The 13736-nt window shown below is 69.9% G+C and carries 15 protein-coding genes; 9 read left to right on the plus strand and 6 right to left on the minus strand.

Annotation, left to right across the window (positions count from 1 at the left end):
* Positions 1-3 precede the first annotated feature (3 nt).
* Entirely contained in the window at positions 4-2520 is a 2517-nt protein-coding gene (gene hrpB, locus N5D30_RS03220) for an ATP-dependent helicase HrpB (RefSeq protein ID WP_279907634.1), read from the minus strand.
* A 136-nt stretch (positions 2521-2656) separates the two neighbouring features.
* Between hrpB and N5D30_RS03225 the strand changes: the two genes are divergently transcribed.
* Together N5D30_RS03225 and N5D30_RS03230 are read left to right on the plus strand one after the other, a co-directional pair.
* On the plus strand, positions 2657-3073 hold the full coding sequence (locus N5D30_RS03225) for a polyribonucleotide nucleotidyltransferase (protein ID WP_279907635.1): 417 nt from the start codon (positions 2657-2659) through the stop codon (positions 3071-3073).
* Between the two features lie 40 nt (positions 3074-3113).
* Positions 3114-3986, plus strand: coding sequence for a cation diffusion facilitator family transporter (locus tag N5D30_RS03230; RefSeq protein WP_279907636.1), 873 nt, complete (start codon positions 3114-3116; stop codon positions 3984-3986).
* Positions 3987-4144: 158 nt separating this feature from the next.
* On the opposite strand, the gene azu is transcribed toward N5D30_RS03230, so the two are convergent.
* On the minus strand, positions 4145-4594 hold the full coding sequence (gene azu, locus N5D30_RS03235) for an azurin (RefSeq protein WP_220811995.1): 450 nt from the start codon (positions 4592-4594) through the stop codon (positions 4145-4147).
* A gap of 262 nt (positions 4595-4856) precedes the next feature.
* On the opposite strand from azu, the gene N5D30_RS03240 reads away from it, so the two are divergent.
* Entirely contained in the window at positions 4857-5276 is a 420-nt protein-coding gene (locus tag N5D30_RS03240; RefSeq protein WP_279907637.1) for an MAPEG family protein, read from the plus strand.
* On the opposite strand, the gene N5D30_RS03245 is transcribed toward N5D30_RS03240, so the two are convergent.
* A complete protein-coding gene (locus tag N5D30_RS03245) occupies positions 5202-5957 on the minus strand; it encodes a GDSL-type esterase/lipase family protein (RefSeq protein WP_279907638.1) in 756 nt (251 codons plus the stop codon). The genes N5D30_RS03240 and N5D30_RS03245 overlap by 75 nt on opposite strands.
* Positions 5958-6795: 838 nt before the next feature.
* Between N5D30_RS03245 and N5D30_RS03250 the strand changes: the two genes are divergently transcribed.
* The 3 genes from N5D30_RS03250 to N5D30_RS03260 all read left to right on the plus strand — a co-directional run bounded on the left by N5D30_RS03250 (position 6796) and on the right by N5D30_RS03260 (position 8064).
* Positions 6796-7275: an Lrp/AsnC family transcriptional regulator gene (locus N5D30_RS03250; RefSeq protein WP_220811989.1), complete on the plus strand. Its 480-nt coding sequence runs from the start codon at positions 6796-6798 to the stop codon at positions 7273-7275.
* A gap of 81 nt (positions 7276-7356) precedes the next feature.
* The gene (locus N5D30_RS03255) at positions 7357-7575 is read left to right on the plus strand and encodes a DUF2788 domain-containing protein (RefSeq protein WP_220811987.1); all 219 of its coding nucleotides are present in this window, start codon (positions 7357-7359) and stop codon (positions 7573-7575) included.
* 96 nt (positions 7576-7671) lie between these two features.
* Positions 7672-8064 (plus strand): globin, encoded by a 393-nt coding sequence (locus N5D30_RS03260; protein ID WP_220811986.1) that lies wholly within the window; start codon positions 7672-7674, stop codon positions 8062-8064.
* Here the strand turns inward: N5D30_RS03260 and N5D30_RS03265 are convergent, their stop codons facing one another.
* Positions 8065-8634 carry a pseudouridine synthase gene (locus tag N5D30_RS03265; RefSeq protein ID WP_279907824.1) on the minus strand — a complete coding sequence of 190 codons (570 nt, stop codon included), beginning with the start codon at positions 8632-8634 and terminating at the stop codon, positions 8065-8067.
* A gap of 175 nt (positions 8635-8809) precedes the next feature.
* Between N5D30_RS03265 and N5D30_RS03270 the strand changes: the two genes are divergently transcribed.
* Both N5D30_RS03270 and N5D30_RS03275 read left to right on the plus strand, forming a co-directional pair.
* Entirely contained in the window at positions 8810-9835 is a 1026-nt protein-coding gene (locus N5D30_RS03270; protein ID WP_279907639.1) for an NAD(P)-dependent alcohol dehydrogenase, read from the plus strand.
* Positions 9836-9867: 32 nt separating this feature from the next.
* Complete coding sequence (locus N5D30_RS03275; protein ID WP_279907640.1) at positions 9868-10317, plus strand: GNAT family N-acetyltransferase; 450 nt, start codon at positions 9868-9870, stop codon at positions 10315-10317.
* 61 nt (positions 10318-10378) lie between these two features.
* On the opposite strand, the gene amn is transcribed toward N5D30_RS03275, so the two are convergent.
* The gene (amn, locus tag N5D30_RS03280) at positions 10379-11845 is read right to left on the minus strand and encodes an AMP nucleosidase (protein ID WP_279907825.1); all 1467 of its coding nucleotides are present in this window, start codon (positions 11843-11845) and stop codon (positions 10379-10381) included.
* A 131-nt stretch (positions 11846-11976) separates the two neighbouring features.
* On the opposite strand from amn, the gene N5D30_RS03285 reads away from it, so the two are divergent.
* Entirely contained in the window at positions 11977-12690 is a 714-nt protein-coding gene (locus N5D30_RS03285) for a hypothetical protein (protein ID WP_279907641.1), read from the plus strand.
* Positions 12691-12701: 11 nt separating this feature from the next.
* Here the strand turns inward: N5D30_RS03285 and N5D30_RS03290 are convergent, their stop codons facing one another.
* Positions 12702-13733 (minus strand): fatty acid desaturase, encoded by a 1032-nt coding sequence (locus N5D30_RS03290; RefSeq protein ID WP_279907642.1) that lies wholly within the window; start codon positions 13731-13733, stop codon positions 12702-12704.
* Positions 13734-13736 lie beyond the last annotated feature (3 nt).

The following is a 13736-nucleotide window of genomic DNA, read 5'->3' on the forward strand; positions in this document are numbered from 1 at the left end:
CGCTCAGCGGCGGGGCTTGGCCCTGGCGGTCGGCTCGGCGACCAGCGGGTCGTCCGGCCAGTAGTGCTTGGGATAGCGGCCCTTGAGGTCCTTCTTCACCTCCGCGTAGGTGTTGGCCCAGAAGCTGGCCAGGTCCTGGGTCACCTGCACCGGCCGCCGCGCTGGCGACAGCAGGTGCAGCAGCACGCCCTGCCGCCCGCCGGCGATGCGCGGCGTCTCGGCCAGGCCGAACAGTTCCTGCAGGCGCACCGCCAGCACCGGCGGGTGCTCCGCGTAGTCGATGGCGATGCGCGAGCCGGACGGCACCTGCAGGTGCCTGGGTGCCAGCTCGTCCAGGCGCTGGGGCAGCGGCCAGGGCAGCCGGCCGGCGAGGATGCCCGGCAGGTCGAGACTGGCGAAGTGGCTGAGCCGGCTGACCTTGCCCAGGTACGGCAACAGCCAGTCCTCCAGCGAGGCCAGCAGGGCGGTGTCGCTCAGGTCCGGCCATTCGCTGTCGCCCTGCCGCTCCAGGTCCAGGCGGCGCAGCAGCGCCACCCGCGCCTGCCACTGGCGCAGCTCGGGCGTCCACGTCAGCAGCTCCAGGCCCTTGCGCCGCACCAGGCCGAGCAGGGCGCGGCCACGGGCGCCCTCGTCGAGGTCTGCCAGCGGCTCGCGGCTCAGCACCAGCTCGCCGACCCGGCGCTGGCGTTCGGCACGCAGCACGCCCTCGCGCTCGTCCCACTCCAGCTCCTCGCGCAGCGCCACCTGCTCGGCCAGCACCGCGTCGAACAGCGCCGGGTCGAGGTCTGCGGCCAGGTAGATGCGCTCGTCGCGCTGGCCCTGGCGGCTGCCGAGGTCGGCGATCACCAGCCATTCGTGCTTCATCAGCGCGTCCGGCTCGGCGAACAGCGCGGCCCGGCCGTTGGCCAGGCGATAGTCGCCACCGCCCTTGCCGCGCTGGCGGGCGACCCGGTCCGGGTAGGCGAAGGCCAGCAGCGCGCCGAGCCAGCGCGGGTGTTCCGGGTCGGCCACCGCCTCGCTCGCCTTGCCACGCAGGTAGCCGCGGAACTGCCGGGCCAGCTGGCGGGCGCGCTGCACGCCGCCCCGCGCGCCGCGCTGGCCGCGCTGGCCGCTGAGCAGCGCCATGCGGCTGTGCAGGTCGGCGCCGCCGCCGCGCAGGATGTCGCGCTCGCCGAGCAGGGCCGCCAGGTCGGCCGCCAGCGCGCCGAGCCCCAGGGCCTGACCGCGCAGCAGCAGGTGGGCGATGCGCGGGTGCGCCGGCAGCTCGGCCATGGCCTGGCCGTGGGTGCTCAGCGCGCCCCGCTCGTCCAGCGCGCCGAGGCGCGCGAGCAGGTCGCGGCCCTGGGCGAAGGCGGCGGCCGGCGGCTCATCCAGCCAGGCCAGCTCGCCGGGGCGCACGCCCCAGCGCGCCAGCTGCAGGGCCAGGCCGGCCAGGTCGGCCTGGAGGATTTCCGCCGTACCGTAGGCCGCCAACTGGTCGTGCTGGCTCTGCGACCACAGGCGGTAGCACACGCCGGGCTCCAGGCGCCCGGCGCGGCCGGCACGCTGGGTGGCCGAGGCGCGGGAGATGCGCTGGGTGTCCAGGCGGGTCATGCCGCTGGCCGGATCGAAACGCGGTACCCGCGCCAGGCCGGCATCCACCACCACGCGCACGCCGTCGATGGTCAGGCTGGTCTCGGCGATGTTGGTGGCCAGCACCACCTTGCGCCGGCCGCTCGGCGCCGGTTCGATGGCGGCGCGCTGGGCGCTCAGCTCCAGCTCGCCGTGCAGCGGGCAGAGCAGGATGTCCGGGCGGCCGCCCAGGCTCTCCTCCAGCTGCTCGTGGACCCGGCGGATCTCCGCCTGGCCGGGGAGGAACACCAGCAGGCTGCCGGGCTCGTCGGCCAGGGCCTGCAGCACGGTCTGCACCACCCGCAGCTCGATCCGCTCGCCCGGCTGCCAGGGCGCGCCCCAGCGCGTCTCCACCGGGTGCATGCGGCCCTGGCTGGACACCACCGGCGCGTCGCCCAGCAGTGCGGACAGGCGCTCGCCCTCCAGGGTGGCGGACATCAGCAGCACCTTGAGCGGCGGCTCGTCGCGCAGCAGCTCGCGGCCGTTGAGAGTCAGGGCCAGCGCCAGGTCGGCGTCCAGGCTGCGCTCGTGGAATTCGTCGAAGATCACCAGGCCGACGCCCTCCAGTGCCGGGTCGTCCTGCAGGCGGCGGGCGAGGATGCCCTCGGTCACCACCTCGATGCGGGTGTCCGGGCCGACCTTGCTGTCCAGGCGGATACGGTAGCCGACGGTCTCGCCGACCTTCTCGCCCAGCTCGCTGGCCAGGCGCTCGGCGGCGGCGCGGGCGGCCAGCCGGCGCGGTTCGAGCATGAGGATGCGCTGCCCGGCCAGCCACGGCTCGTCGAGCAGAGCCAGCGGCACGCGGGTGGTCTTGCCGGCGCCGGGCGGCGCCTTCAGCACGGCTTCGTGGCGTTCGGCCAGGGCGGCGCGCAGCGCCGGCAGGGCTTCGTCGATGGGCAGGCGGGTCATGGTTTCTCCGGATTCGGCGGCGGATTATACGGAACGCCGGGCCGCCAACTCACGCGAGGCAAACGGAACGCCGCGTCAGGCATCCAACTGCAATGACGGCCTTGATATAGTGCCGCATCATTTCCTGGAGGTGCCCATGCACAAGCCTTCCCGCATCATTGGCGGCGTCCTCGCCGCGACCCTGCTGACCCAGGTGGCCGCCTGCGGCACCCTGTTCTTCCCCGACCGCCGCGGACAGATCGAAGGCCGTGTCGACCCGCTGGTGGCCGGCCTGAACGCCGTCGGCATCCTGTTCTACGTCATCCCCGGCCTGATCGCCTTCGGCATCGACTTCGCCACTGGCGCCATCTACCTGCCCAACGACCAGTATTCGGTAGCCCCGGAGAAGCTCCGCGAGGCCATCGGCGAGGACGGCAAGGTCGACACCCACAAGCTCAAGGCCATCCTCCACCGCGAACTCGGCCGCGACCTGCCGCTGGACGATCCGCGCCTGATCCAACACAGCGGCGGCGTCGAGCAGCTGGCCGCCTACGGTCTGCGCCCGCAGGCCTGATGTCCCGCGCCGCCGTGCGCCTGCCGGCCCGCGAATGGCCATGACCGTCTCGCCGCGGCATGCCCGCCTGCTGCGCCAGGCCACCGCGGCGGCGCTGGCCACGGCCCTGCTGCTAGCCGGCGCCAAGGCCGTGGCCTGGTGGCTGAGCGGCTCGGTCAGCCTGCTGGCCGGCCTCACCGACTCGCTGCTGGACGGCGCAGCCTCGCTGCTCAACCTGATCGCCGTCCACTATTCCCTGCGTCCCGCGGACGACGACCACCGCTACGGCCACGGCAAGGCGGAAGCGCTGGCCGGCCTGGCCCAGGCCATGTTCGTCGGCGCCAGCGCCGTGCTGGTGGCGCTGCAGGCCTGGGACCGGCTGCACCATCCCGAACCGCTCGGCGCCCCGGCGCTGGGCATCGCGGTGATGCTGCTGTCGCTGGTACTGACCGTCGCCCTGCTGCTGTTCCAGCGCCACGTGGTGCGGGTGACCGGCTCCACGGCGATCCGCGCGGATTCGCTGCACTACCGCTCCGACCTGCTGCTCAACGGCGGCATCCTGCTCGCACTGGTGCTGGCCGCGTTCGGCTGGCAGCAGCTGGACGCGGTGTTCGGCCTGGGCATCGCCGCCTATATCCTGTGGAGCGCCATCGGCATCGTGCGCGAGGCGGTGGCCGTGCTGATGGACGAGGAGCTGACGCCGGACATCGTCGAGCGCATGCAGGCGCTGACCCGCGCCGTGCCGGGCGTACTCGGCGTGCACGACCTGCGCACCCGGGTGTCCGGCACCCGCTGGTTCGTCCAGCTGCACCTGGAGCTGCCCGGCGAGCTGTCGCTGCGCGAGGCGCACCAGCGCTGCGTGGAGGTGGCGAAGGCGATCCGCGCCGAATTCCCGCGTACCGAGGTGCTGGTCCATGCGGACCCGGTGACCTGACGACATCGAATGAACGGGCCTGGAATCGGCCACATGGACTTGCTTGTAGGGTGCGCCGCGCGCACCACTTGCCCCGGGGGTCGGTGCGCACGGCGCACCCTACGACGGGACCACGAAGCCACGGGGAAGGCCCGGCGAGCGCCGGGCCGGAGGGCGTATCAGTCGACCAGCTTGAGTTCGCCCTTCATCAGGCCGATGTGGCCGGGGAAAGAGCAGAAGAACTCGTAGGGGGTGCCGGCTTCCAGCTTGGCGACATCGAAGCTGACGGTCGCGGTCTCGCCGCCGCCGATGAGCTTGGTGTGGGCGATCACGCGCTCGTCGCCGGCCTTGATGTAGTCGTTGTCGACGCCGGCGGCGATGCCATCGGTAGCGATGGCCTGAGCATCGGCGGTCTTGCTCAGCACCCAGTTGTGGCCCATCACCTGCTTGGGCATGGTGCCGGTGTGCTTGAGGGTGACGGTGAAGGTCTTGCAGCTCTTGCTGACGTCGATCGACTTGGTCTCGAAGGTCATCTGGTCGGTGGAGTTGACTTCCACGGCGCACTCGGCGGCAAACGCCGGCAGGCTGGCCAGAGCGATTGCGGAAGCGACTACGAATTTACGCAACATCGACTTTCTCCTTGGGCAGGTATGCAAAATGTTCGGCCGCTCAAGACTGCCACCCGGGGCCCCCGCTTCCCATAGGTTGCGACAACCGGTCACAGGCGGACCGGCGGGCCACGAAAAGGCGTCCGCCCCTTGCAGGCACCGGCCCGGGACGTACCCCGGTGGCCCCGCGACAGCCGCGTGACAAAAGCGCGCAGGCAAAAAACTAGAGCATTTACTCTAGAAAATCTAGACTGGCGCCCCACCACAACAACAAGGACGCGCCATGAACCTCTCCGCCTCTGCCATCGCCCTGTTCGGCCTGATCGCCTGGACCCTGCTGTTGCTGTTCCTGATCATCAACCAGCGCGGCCTGCTGGTGCTGAGCGGGCGCATGCGGGTGAACGCCTTCGCCCCCGACGGCAGCAACACCCCCGGCGGCTTCGCCCAGCGCCTGGTGCGGGCCCACGCCAACAGCCTGGAGAACCTGCCGCTGCAGCTCGGCGTGCTGCTCTATGCGATGCACGCCGGGCAGACGGCGATCACCGATCCGCTGGCCCCGGTGCTGCTGGGCGCGCGCCTGTTCCAGTCGCTGATGCACCTGATCAGCACCGGCGCACTGTTCGTCTGGCTACGCTTCGCCGGCCTGCTGGCGCAGATGCTGATCCTCGCCTGGTGGCTGCTGCGCCTGGCCGGGCTCGTCTGAGGGGCACAGGTGGCGGCGCATGAGCGGCCCGATCAGGCGCTGCCAGGCGCCGTAGCCCTCGGCGGTCAGGTGCAGACCGTCGCCGCGATAGCCGCGCGGCCCGATCGCGGCCTGCACGTCCAGGTAGCGCCAGCCGTGCTGCTGCGCCAGTTCGCGCAGGTGGCGGTTGAGTTCGTCCACCTGCCGGTTGATGGCCTGGTGGTCCGCGTGCAGCGGCGTGACCCGCAGGGTCGACTGCAGCACCGGCGCCACCCCGGCCCGCTCCAGGCCGGCCAGGATGGCACGGTAGTTGGTCAGCAGCGTGGCGGGCGGCACGCCGTGGCGCAGGTCGTTGATGCCGATCATCAGCAGCGCCTGATCGGCGCCGGCGGCTTCCGCCAGCGGCAGGTGGCGCAGCAGGTCGTCGCTGCGCGCGCCCGACACCGCCAGGTTCAACGGCGGCCGGCAACCTTCGCCGGCACTCCAGCCGTGGCCAGCGGTGATCGAATCGCCCAGCAGCACCAGCGGCGCCTGCCGCGGGGCTTGCCCCAGGGCGACGAACGCGGCCTCCACCCGGGCCTCGCGGGTCTGCGGCGGTGGCGGCCGCTCGCCGGCCCGCAGCGCCATCCAGCAGGCGCCCGCGAGGGCGAAGGCCCACAGCAGCAGGCCGGCGCGGCGCCGAGTCTCGTCGTCGAAGTGCATGGGCCGATCTTGCCGCAACGGCAAGGAAAAAGGCCATGTCCCCGTTGCGTGTTGTAGACACCACAGCCGCCCTGCGGAAACGGCCTGCCTGCAATATCAATAGGAAGCCCGTTGGGTGACCCACCAGCGCAATCGACCGGGGCACCGCCGGAGGACTACGCCGGCAAGCGGCTGACTCACCCTGTGCGTTGCGCGGTCTAGCCACGCTATCTGAACGCTGCAGCTGCCTGCACCTGGATCCCCGCCTGCGCGGGGATGACGAGGTAGGGGTGGCGTTTCTTCCGGAGCCGTCATTCCCGCGCAGGCGGGAATCCAGAAGGAGCCAGGGCCCTACACCATCCAATAGGGTCTGTACGAAAAGTCGTCGAGCGAAGGTCAGGCGAGGGCTAGGCGCCCCCACAAAAACGGGTGAGGAAGCGGACTGGGCTCGCATGCGAGTTTACGAGCTGTAAATGAGCATTCCGAACCCGTTTTTAACGAAGCATCACCGAGCGCAGGCACTTTTCGTACAGAGCCTGGGACATAGCCAAAGAAAAAGGGGAGGCCGAAGCCTCCCCTTTTTCTTGTCCGACGCTGGCAATCGTGTCGCCGCCTTCTTCGCCCGCCTGGTTGGGCGGTGCGGACCCGGGAGCCTGCACGATCCGGTAGGACCGCCGGCGCCGCGACACCTGATTGGGCGTTGCGGATGGACATAACGTCCGGGCCATGAAACTGAGGGAAAGCTTAACGGGCGGCAGGCGGCACAGGATTGCGAATATTGCTGATCGATAGGTTATTTGCGCAATTTCCGTTCACTGGTAGATTGATCAGCGCAATCCATCAACGAAGAAGCCGATCAATGAACAAGCTGGACCGCTACGACCTGCGCATTCTCGCCGAGCTGCAGCGCGACGCGCGCATCTCCAACCAGGAGCTGGCCGAACGCATCGGCCTGTCGCCCTCGCCCTGCTCGCGGCGGGTCAAGCAGCTGGAGGACGACGGCTACATCGCCCGCCAGGTGGCCCTGCTGGACCGCAAGAAGCTCGGCCTGTCGCTGACCGCCTTCGTCCTGATCGGCATGGACCGCCACACCCCCGAGCGCTTCGAGCACTTCCAGTCGGTGATCCGCCAGTGCCCCGAGGTGCTGGAATGCAGCCTGGTGACCGGGATGGACGCCGACTACCAGCTCAAGGTGGTGGTGCCGGACATGGACCACTACCAGAAATTCCTGCTCGGCCAGCTGACCCGCATCGAGGGCGTGACCAGCGTCCGCTCCAGCTTCGTGCTGGACCAGGTACTCGCCAGCACCGAGCTGCCCCTGGAGCACCTGCGCGGCTGATTGCCGCAGTGGCGGTCGACCTGCGTCGTCCAGCGCGTATAATCGCGCCCCCGCAACGCAGCAGCCCCTCGCGAGGTCGCCATGGAAACCGAACAGTTCGAAGCCCTGATGATGTACGTCCTGGTCGGCGGCCTGATCGTGTTCATGTTCTTCATCATCTGGGACCTGGCCAAGAAGTCCAAGGCCGGCCGCCTCGGCACCGCCATCCTGTTCCTCGGTCTCGGCCTGTGCCTGTTCGCCTTCCTGGCCAAGCCCGTGATCACCTACATCATCGAGATGGCGCGCGGCATCCACGGCTGAGGTCGGGATTGAAATCCTGAGACACGGGTCAGGTTACAACGGGACTGCAAAGTCACTACAATCGCCCCGTCCTACGTGCCTTCCCCCAGAGAAAAAATGAACCTCACCAATCTGGTCATGCAGAGCTATGGGCGCTGCTGCGTCAGCCCCGCCTTCTTCGACGACTTCTACCGGCACTTCCTCGCCAGTTCGCCGCAGGTGCGCGACAAGTTCGCCAGCACCGACATGACGGCGCAGAAGACCCTGCTGCGCCAGGGCATCCTCAACCTGGTGATGTACGCCCGCGGCATGCCCGACACCAAGCTGCGCGCGCTCGGCGAGAGCCACTCGCGGGGACGCCTGGACATCCGCCCGGAACTCTACGACCTGTGGCAGGAAGCGCTGCTGCGCACCATCGCCGAGCACGACGGCGAATACGGCGAGGAAATCCGCGCCGCCTGGCGCGACGTGCTGCAGAAGGGCATCAACGTGATCAAGTCGTACTACTGATCAGTCCAGCCGGGCCTGCACTTCCCGCCATTGGCCGGGCTGCAGGCCGTCCAGGCCCCAGGGGCCGATGCGCACCCGCACCAGCCTGAGCGTCGGCAGCCCGACCGCGGCCGTCATGCGCCGCACCTGGCGGTTGCGCCCCTCGCGGATCACCAGTTCCAGCCAGGCGGTCGGCACGCTCTTGCGAAAGCGCACAGGCGGATCGCGCTCCCACAGTTGCGGTTCTTCCAGCAACCGCGCCTCGGCCGGCAGGGTCGGGCCGTCGTTGAGCTGCACGCCGTCGCGCAACTGGCGCAGCTGGGCCTCGTCCGGCTCGCCCTCCACCTGCACCCAGTAGGTCTTGGCCAGCTTGTGCTTCGGATCGGCGATGCGCGCCTGCAGGCGGCCATCGTTGGTCAGCAACAGCAGGCCCTCGCTGTCGCGGTCGAGGCGCCCGGCCGGGTAGACGCCGGGCACGTCGACGAAGTCCTTGAGGGTGGCGCGGCCCTGCTCATCCTGGAACTGGGTGAGCACGTCGAACGGTTTGTTCAGCAGGATCAGCCGCGGCTCGGCCGGCGGCGCCTTGGCCACCCGGCGCGGCGCGGGACGGCGGGGAGCGGGGGAACGGGGTGGGCGCGACATGCGAAATCCGGCGGGCTGATCGGGCCGCCAGTTTAACCGAGCATCATCACCTGCGCTGATGATGCCCCGCTCGGCGCTCCGGCCGGCTACTCTGCATCCATCTCACCAGCGCATCGGGAACCTCATGAGCAACGAACTCGCCACCTTCACCGGCTGGGCCGCCACCGCGCCGGGCGCACCGCTGCAACGCCACAGCTACGACCCGGGCCCGCTGGGCGCCGAGGACGTGGAGGTGGCCGTGGAGTACTGCGGCATCTGCCACTCCGACCAGTCGATGATCGACAACGAGTGGGGCAACGCCCGCTATCCCTTCATCCCCGGCCACGAGGTGGTCGGCACCGTCGTCCGGGTCGGCGAGCAGGCGCGCGGCCTCAGGCTCGGCCAGCGGGTCGGCATCGGCTGGTACAAGGGCAGCTGCATGCACTGCAGCTCCTGCATGGAAGGCTCGCACAACCTGTGCCGCACGGTGAAACCGACCATCGTCGGCAGCCACGGCGGCTTCGCCGACCGCCTGCGCGCGCACTGGGCCTGGGCCATCCCGCTGCCGGAAGGGCTCGACCCGGCGCTGGTCGGCCCGCTGTTCTGCGCCGGCTCCACGGTGTTCTCGCCGCTACTGGAATTCGACGTGAAGCCCACCGACCGGGTCGGCGTGGTCGGCATCGGCGGCCTCGGCCACCTGGCGCTGCGCTTCCTCAATGCGTGGGGCTGCGAGGTCACCGCCTTCACCTCGTCGCTGAGCAAACAGGACGAGGCCAAGCGCCTCGGCGCGCACAAGGTGGTGGCCTCCACCGACCGGGACGCGCTCAAGGCCATCGCCGGCAGCCTCGACTTCCTGCTGGTCACCGCCAGCGCCGACCTGGACTGGAACGCCCTGCTCGCCACCCTGCGCGGCAAGGGCCGGCTGCACTTCGTCGGCATCGTGCCGAGCGCCATTCCGACCCACGTGTTCAGCCTGATCCCGCAACAGAAGAGCCTGTCGGGCTCCCCGGTGGGCTCGCCGGCGAGCATGGCGACCCTGCTCGAATTCTGCGCCCGCCACCAGATCCTGCCGCAGGTCGAGCACTTCCCCATGAGCGAGGTGAACGCCGCACTGGACCACCTGCGCGCCGGCAAGGCGCGCTACCGCGTGGTGCTGGACGCCAGCCAGTGACCACCGCCATGCGCCCTGGGCATGAGGCCACGATGAACCCTCGCATCGAACCCGCCCGCCGCGCCGACCGCCCACGCCTCGTTGAGGTGTGGGAAGCGGCGGTGCGCGCCACCCACCACTTCCTGCCGGAAGAGGACCTGCAGTTCTACAAGCGCATGCTGCGCGAACAGTACTTCGACCTGGTCCGGCTGACCTGCCTGCGCGACGGCGACGGCACCGTGCAGGGCTTCTCCGGCACCGCCGAGGACCGCCTGGAGATGCTCTTCGTCCACCCGGACTGCCATGGCAGGGGCTTCGGCAAGGCGCTGCTGCGCGACGCCATCGCGCACCACGGCACGCGCCTGGTCGATGTCAACGAGCAGAACCCCGGCGCCGTGGCCTTCTACCTCGCCCAGGGCTTCGAGCAGATCGGCCGCTCGCCGCTGGACGGCGCCGACAAGCCCTTCCCCCTGCTGCACCTGCGTTTGCGCGCAGGGGCCTGACCCACGCGGGTTTCACCCGCCCTACGCGAAGTAGGGCGGGTGCAACCCGCGCAAAACCTGCTCAGCGGAACGGCGGTTCGTCGAAGCTGCGCAGCTTGCGCGAGTGCAGCGAGTCGAGCTGGCAGCGCAGCAGGTCGAGGGCGGCGATGCCGATCGACAGGTGCTGGCTGACCGCCCGCTGGTAGAAGCCGGTGGCCGAGCCGGGCAGCTTGATCTCGCTGTGCAGCGGCTTGTCCGACACGCACAGCAGGGTGCCGTAGGGTACCCGCAGGCGGTAGCCCTGGGCGGCGATGGTGCCGCTCTCCATGTCCACCGCCACGGCCCGGGCCAGGTTGATCAGCGGCCGCTCGTGGGCCCAGTGCAGCTCCCAGTTGCGGTCGTCGTAGGTCAGCACGGTGCCGGTGCGCAGGCGCCGCTTGAGCGTCTCGCCCTTGTCGCCGGTGACGGTGGCGGCCGCCTCCTGCAATGCCTGCTGCACCTCCGCCAGGGCGGGAATCGGGATGTGCGGCGGCAGCACCCGGTCCAGTATTCCGTCCCTGCGCATGTAGGCGTGGGCCAGCACGTAGTCACCGATGGTCTGCGACTGCCGCAGGCCGCCGCAGTGGCCGATCATCAGCCAGCAGTGGGGGCGCAGCACGGCCAGGTGGTCGGTGATGTTCTTCGCGTTGGACGGGCCGACGCCGATGTTCACCAGGGTGATGCCGTGTCCGTCGCTGGCGATCAGGTGGTAGGCCGGCATCTGGTAGCGGTGCCAGACCACCGCGTCGGCCACCGCCTGGGCGTCCTCCTCGGAGGTGCCGCGCTCGATGATCACGTTGCCCGGCAGCACCATGCGCACGAAGCGCGGGTTCTCGCGCAACTGCTCCAGGCCGTGGCGGATGAACTGGTCGACGTAGCGGTGGTAGTTGGTCAGCAGGATCCACGGCTGCACGTGGCGCCAGTCGCTGCCGGTGTAGTGCTGGATGCGCTTGAGCGAGAAGTCGGTGCGCGCCGCGTCGAACAGCGCCAGCGGCAGGTCGCTGCTGTCACCCCAGCCGTACAGGCCGTCGGCCACCGAATCGGTGGCGGCGGACAGGTCGGTGCTGGGGAACACCCGCGCCAGCTCGGCGGCGGTCACCCCCGAGCCGGACAGCTCGTCGCCCTGGTCGACCACGTAGGGATAGGGGATGTTCTGCTGGCTGAGGCCGACCTCGACGGTCACCGAGAAGTCCTCCATCAGCGGCCGCAGCTGGTCCAGCAGGTAGCCGCGGAAGGCCTCCGGCTGGGTCACGGTGCCGCGGTAGGTGCCCGGCACCTGGACCTTGGCATAGGCGCGCACGGTGCTCGGCACCTCGCCCTGCCAGTGGTAGGTCAGGCGCAGCTCCGGGTAGCGGAACAGCGAGCGCTCCGTCTCGCCGGGCAGCACGCGCTCCTTGAGGTATTGCCTGAGCGCCAGGCTCAGCGCGCCGGTGGCCTGGCGGTGCAGGTCGGCGAGACGGTCGACAGCCTCCTCGGCGGTGCTGGCGACGACGAAATCGGAATGAGGCATGGCAGTCACGAAACGGCTTCCTGGCGAATGACGCGCTCTATCTTGCGCCGATCCCCCCGCGCCTGCCAGCCGAAGACGCAAGCGCGGCGGCCGATCTAGGCTTAGCTCACACCCCCGCCGAGGAAACCGCCATGCGCCATGCCCTGCCGCTCCTGCTGGCGCTGCTCGCCGGCGACGCCCTGGCCGGCGAACTCGACGGCCACTACCGGGCCACCCTCGACGGCCAGCCGGCCGAACTGATCCTGCGCAGCCAGGGCGAGCGGGTCGAGGGCGAGTACATCGAGAACGGGAGCCTCGGGTTCAGGCTCACCGGCCGCGTCGACGGCCAGGCCCTGCAGGCGCAGATCAGCGACCCGGCCTCCGGCCAGCCCCTGGCCAACATGAATGCCAACTACGCCGACGGCATGCTCGCCGCCAGCCTGGCCGCGCGCAATCCGCAGAACGGCGCAACCCTGGTGCGCGAAGCCCTGTTCCAGCGGGTCGGGCCGCCTCCCCCACCGGCCGCTCCCGGCCAGGACCCGGCCCTGGTGGGCACCTGGGTCTACGAACAGATGATCAACAGCGAGGGCCTCGAATTCGCCTCGATGACCACGGTCACCACCCTGCGCATCCGCGCCGACGGCAGCATCGAACAATGGCGCCGCGCCGTGGCCGGCGGCAGCGAATGGAGCTACGACCGCCCCGGCGAACTGCAGTACAGCGGCCGCTGGCGCAGCAACGACGGCCTGCTGCTGGTGCAACTGAACGGTGCGGCCGGCTACCAGCCCGCCGCCCGCTACCACTTCAGCGCGCCCTATCTGGTCACCGAGAGCAATACGGGCAGGATGATCTGGCAGCGGCGGTGATTCGCGCCGCCTCAGGCCGCCGCTTCCCCGCGCTCCGCCAGGCGATAGCCCTCGCTGCCGACATAGCGTTGCGTCCGCTCGTCCCACAGGCGCAGGCGCGTGCTCGCCAGGCCCCGCCAGAACAATGGAACCACCGTGGCTTCGGCGAACAGCGGACTCTCCTTCCAGCAGGCTTCCAGGTTGTAGTTGGGTATCCGCGGCACCAGATGATGCATGCAGTGCAGGCCGATGCCGCAGGCGAACCAGCTCATGCCGGGCGGGTAGATCAGCACCGAGGTGCCCTTCAGCGCCGCCTCGACGAAGTCCCACTGTTCCGGCGGAGACCAGTGCGCCTCCTCGAAGTGGTGGTTGATGTAGAACAGCAGCACCGTGGTCGGCGTGCTGATGGCGTAGCTCAGCAGTTGAATCCAGATCAGCCGCTCCAGGCCGAGCGCCCAGAGCGCCAGGCCGATCACCAGCAGCGCCAGGTTGGTCAGGTGGACGGAGCGCTTGACCCGCTGCGGCCAGGCGGGGTTGGCGACCCTGCGCGGGAAGATCATCAGCTTGTACAGCGCATGGGGGCCGAACAGGAACAGCGGGTGGCGCAGCACCCGGTAGCGCAACCGGGCCCAGGGCCCGAGCGCCCGGTATTCGCGCACGGTGAGCAGCGGCATGTCGCCGTAGCCACGGCGGCTGAGGTCGTTGGCGCTGGCGTGGTGGAAGTTGTGCTCGTACTGCCAGTGCGCCGCGGGCATGAAGATCAGCGGGCTGATCAGACGGCCGAGCAGGTTGCCGAGGCGGCGCGAGCGATAGAGCGAGCCGTGCAGCAGGTCGTGGAACACCACCACCAGGCGGTTGAGGAACAGGCTGTTGAGCACCAGCAGCGCCAGGGTGATCCACAGCGGCCCTTCCCAGTTCAGGTAGATCAGCCAGTTCAGGCCGAAGTGCGGCAGCAGGGTGGCCACCAGTTGCCAGGTGGAGCGCCAGGGGCGGGGTTGCGCGTACTTCTCACGCAGGGCGAGCAACTGCCCGCGTAGCTCGGGATGCTGGGTGGATATCGCCATGGG

It is taken from the genome of Pseudomonas sp. GD03875 (genome assembly GCF_029840585.1).
Taxonomy (GTDB): Bacteria; Pseudomonadota; Gammaproteobacteria; order Pseudomonadales; family Pseudomonadaceae; genus Aquipseudomonas; species Aquipseudomonas paralcaligenes.

What these genes read in the sequence shown, in the direction of transcription:
- amn (WP_279907825.1), bottom strand. Translation starts at nt 11,845, where the DNA reads ATGCCTCATTCCGATTTCGTCGTCGCCAGCACCGCCGAGGAGGCTGTC.
- N5D30_RS03275 (WP_279907640.1), top strand. Translation starts at nt 9,868, where the DNA reads ATGAACCCTCGCATCGAACCCGCCCGCCGCGCCGACCGCCCACGCCTC.
- N5D30_RS03245 (WP_279907638.1), bottom strand. Translation starts at nt 5,957, where the DNA reads ATGCACTTCGACGACGAGACTCGGCGCCGCGCCGGCCTGCTGCTGTGG.
- N5D30_RS03255 (WP_220811987.1), top strand. Translation starts at nt 7,357, where the DNA reads ATGGAAACCGAACAGTTCGAAGCCCTGATGATGTACGTCCTGGTCGGC.
- hrpB (WP_279907634.1), bottom strand. Translation starts at nt 2,520, where the DNA reads ATGACCCGCCTGCCCATCGACGAAGCCCTGCCGGCGCTGCGCGCCGCC.
- N5D30_RS03260 (WP_220811986.1), top strand. Translation starts at nt 7,672, where the DNA reads ATGAACCTCACCAATCTGGTCATGCAGAGCTATGGGCGCTGCTGCGTC.
- N5D30_RS03230 (WP_279907636.1), top strand. Translation starts at nt 3,114, where the DNA reads ATGACCGTCTCGCCGCGGCATGCCCGCCTGCTGCGCCAGGCCACCGCG.
- N5D30_RS03285 (WP_279907641.1), top strand. Translation starts at nt 11,977, where the DNA reads ATGCGCCATGCCCTGCCGCTCCTGCTGGCGCTGCTCGCCGGCGACGCC.
- azu (WP_220811995.1), bottom strand. Translation starts at nt 4,594, where the DNA reads ATGTTGCGTAAATTCGTAGTCGCTTCCGCAATCGCTCTGGCCAGCCTG.
- N5D30_RS03225 (WP_279907635.1), top strand. Translation starts at nt 2,657, where the DNA reads ATGCACAAGCCTTCCCGCATCATTGGCGGCGTCCTCGCCGCGACCCTG.
- N5D30_RS03270 (WP_279907639.1), top strand. Translation starts at nt 8,810, where the DNA reads ATGAGCAACGAACTCGCCACCTTCACCGGCTGGGCCGCCACCGCGCCG.
- N5D30_RS03250 (WP_220811989.1), top strand. Translation starts at nt 6,796, where the DNA reads ATGAACAAGCTGGACCGCTACGACCTGCGCATTCTCGCCGAGCTGCAG.
- N5D30_RS03240 (WP_279907637.1), top strand. Translation starts at nt 4,857, where the DNA reads ATGAACCTCTCCGCCTCTGCCATCGCCCTGTTCGGCCTGATCGCCTGG.
- N5D30_RS03290 (WP_279907642.1), bottom strand. Translation starts at nt 13,733, where the DNA reads ATGGCGATATCCACCCAGCATCCCGAGCTACGCGGGCAGTTGCTCGCC.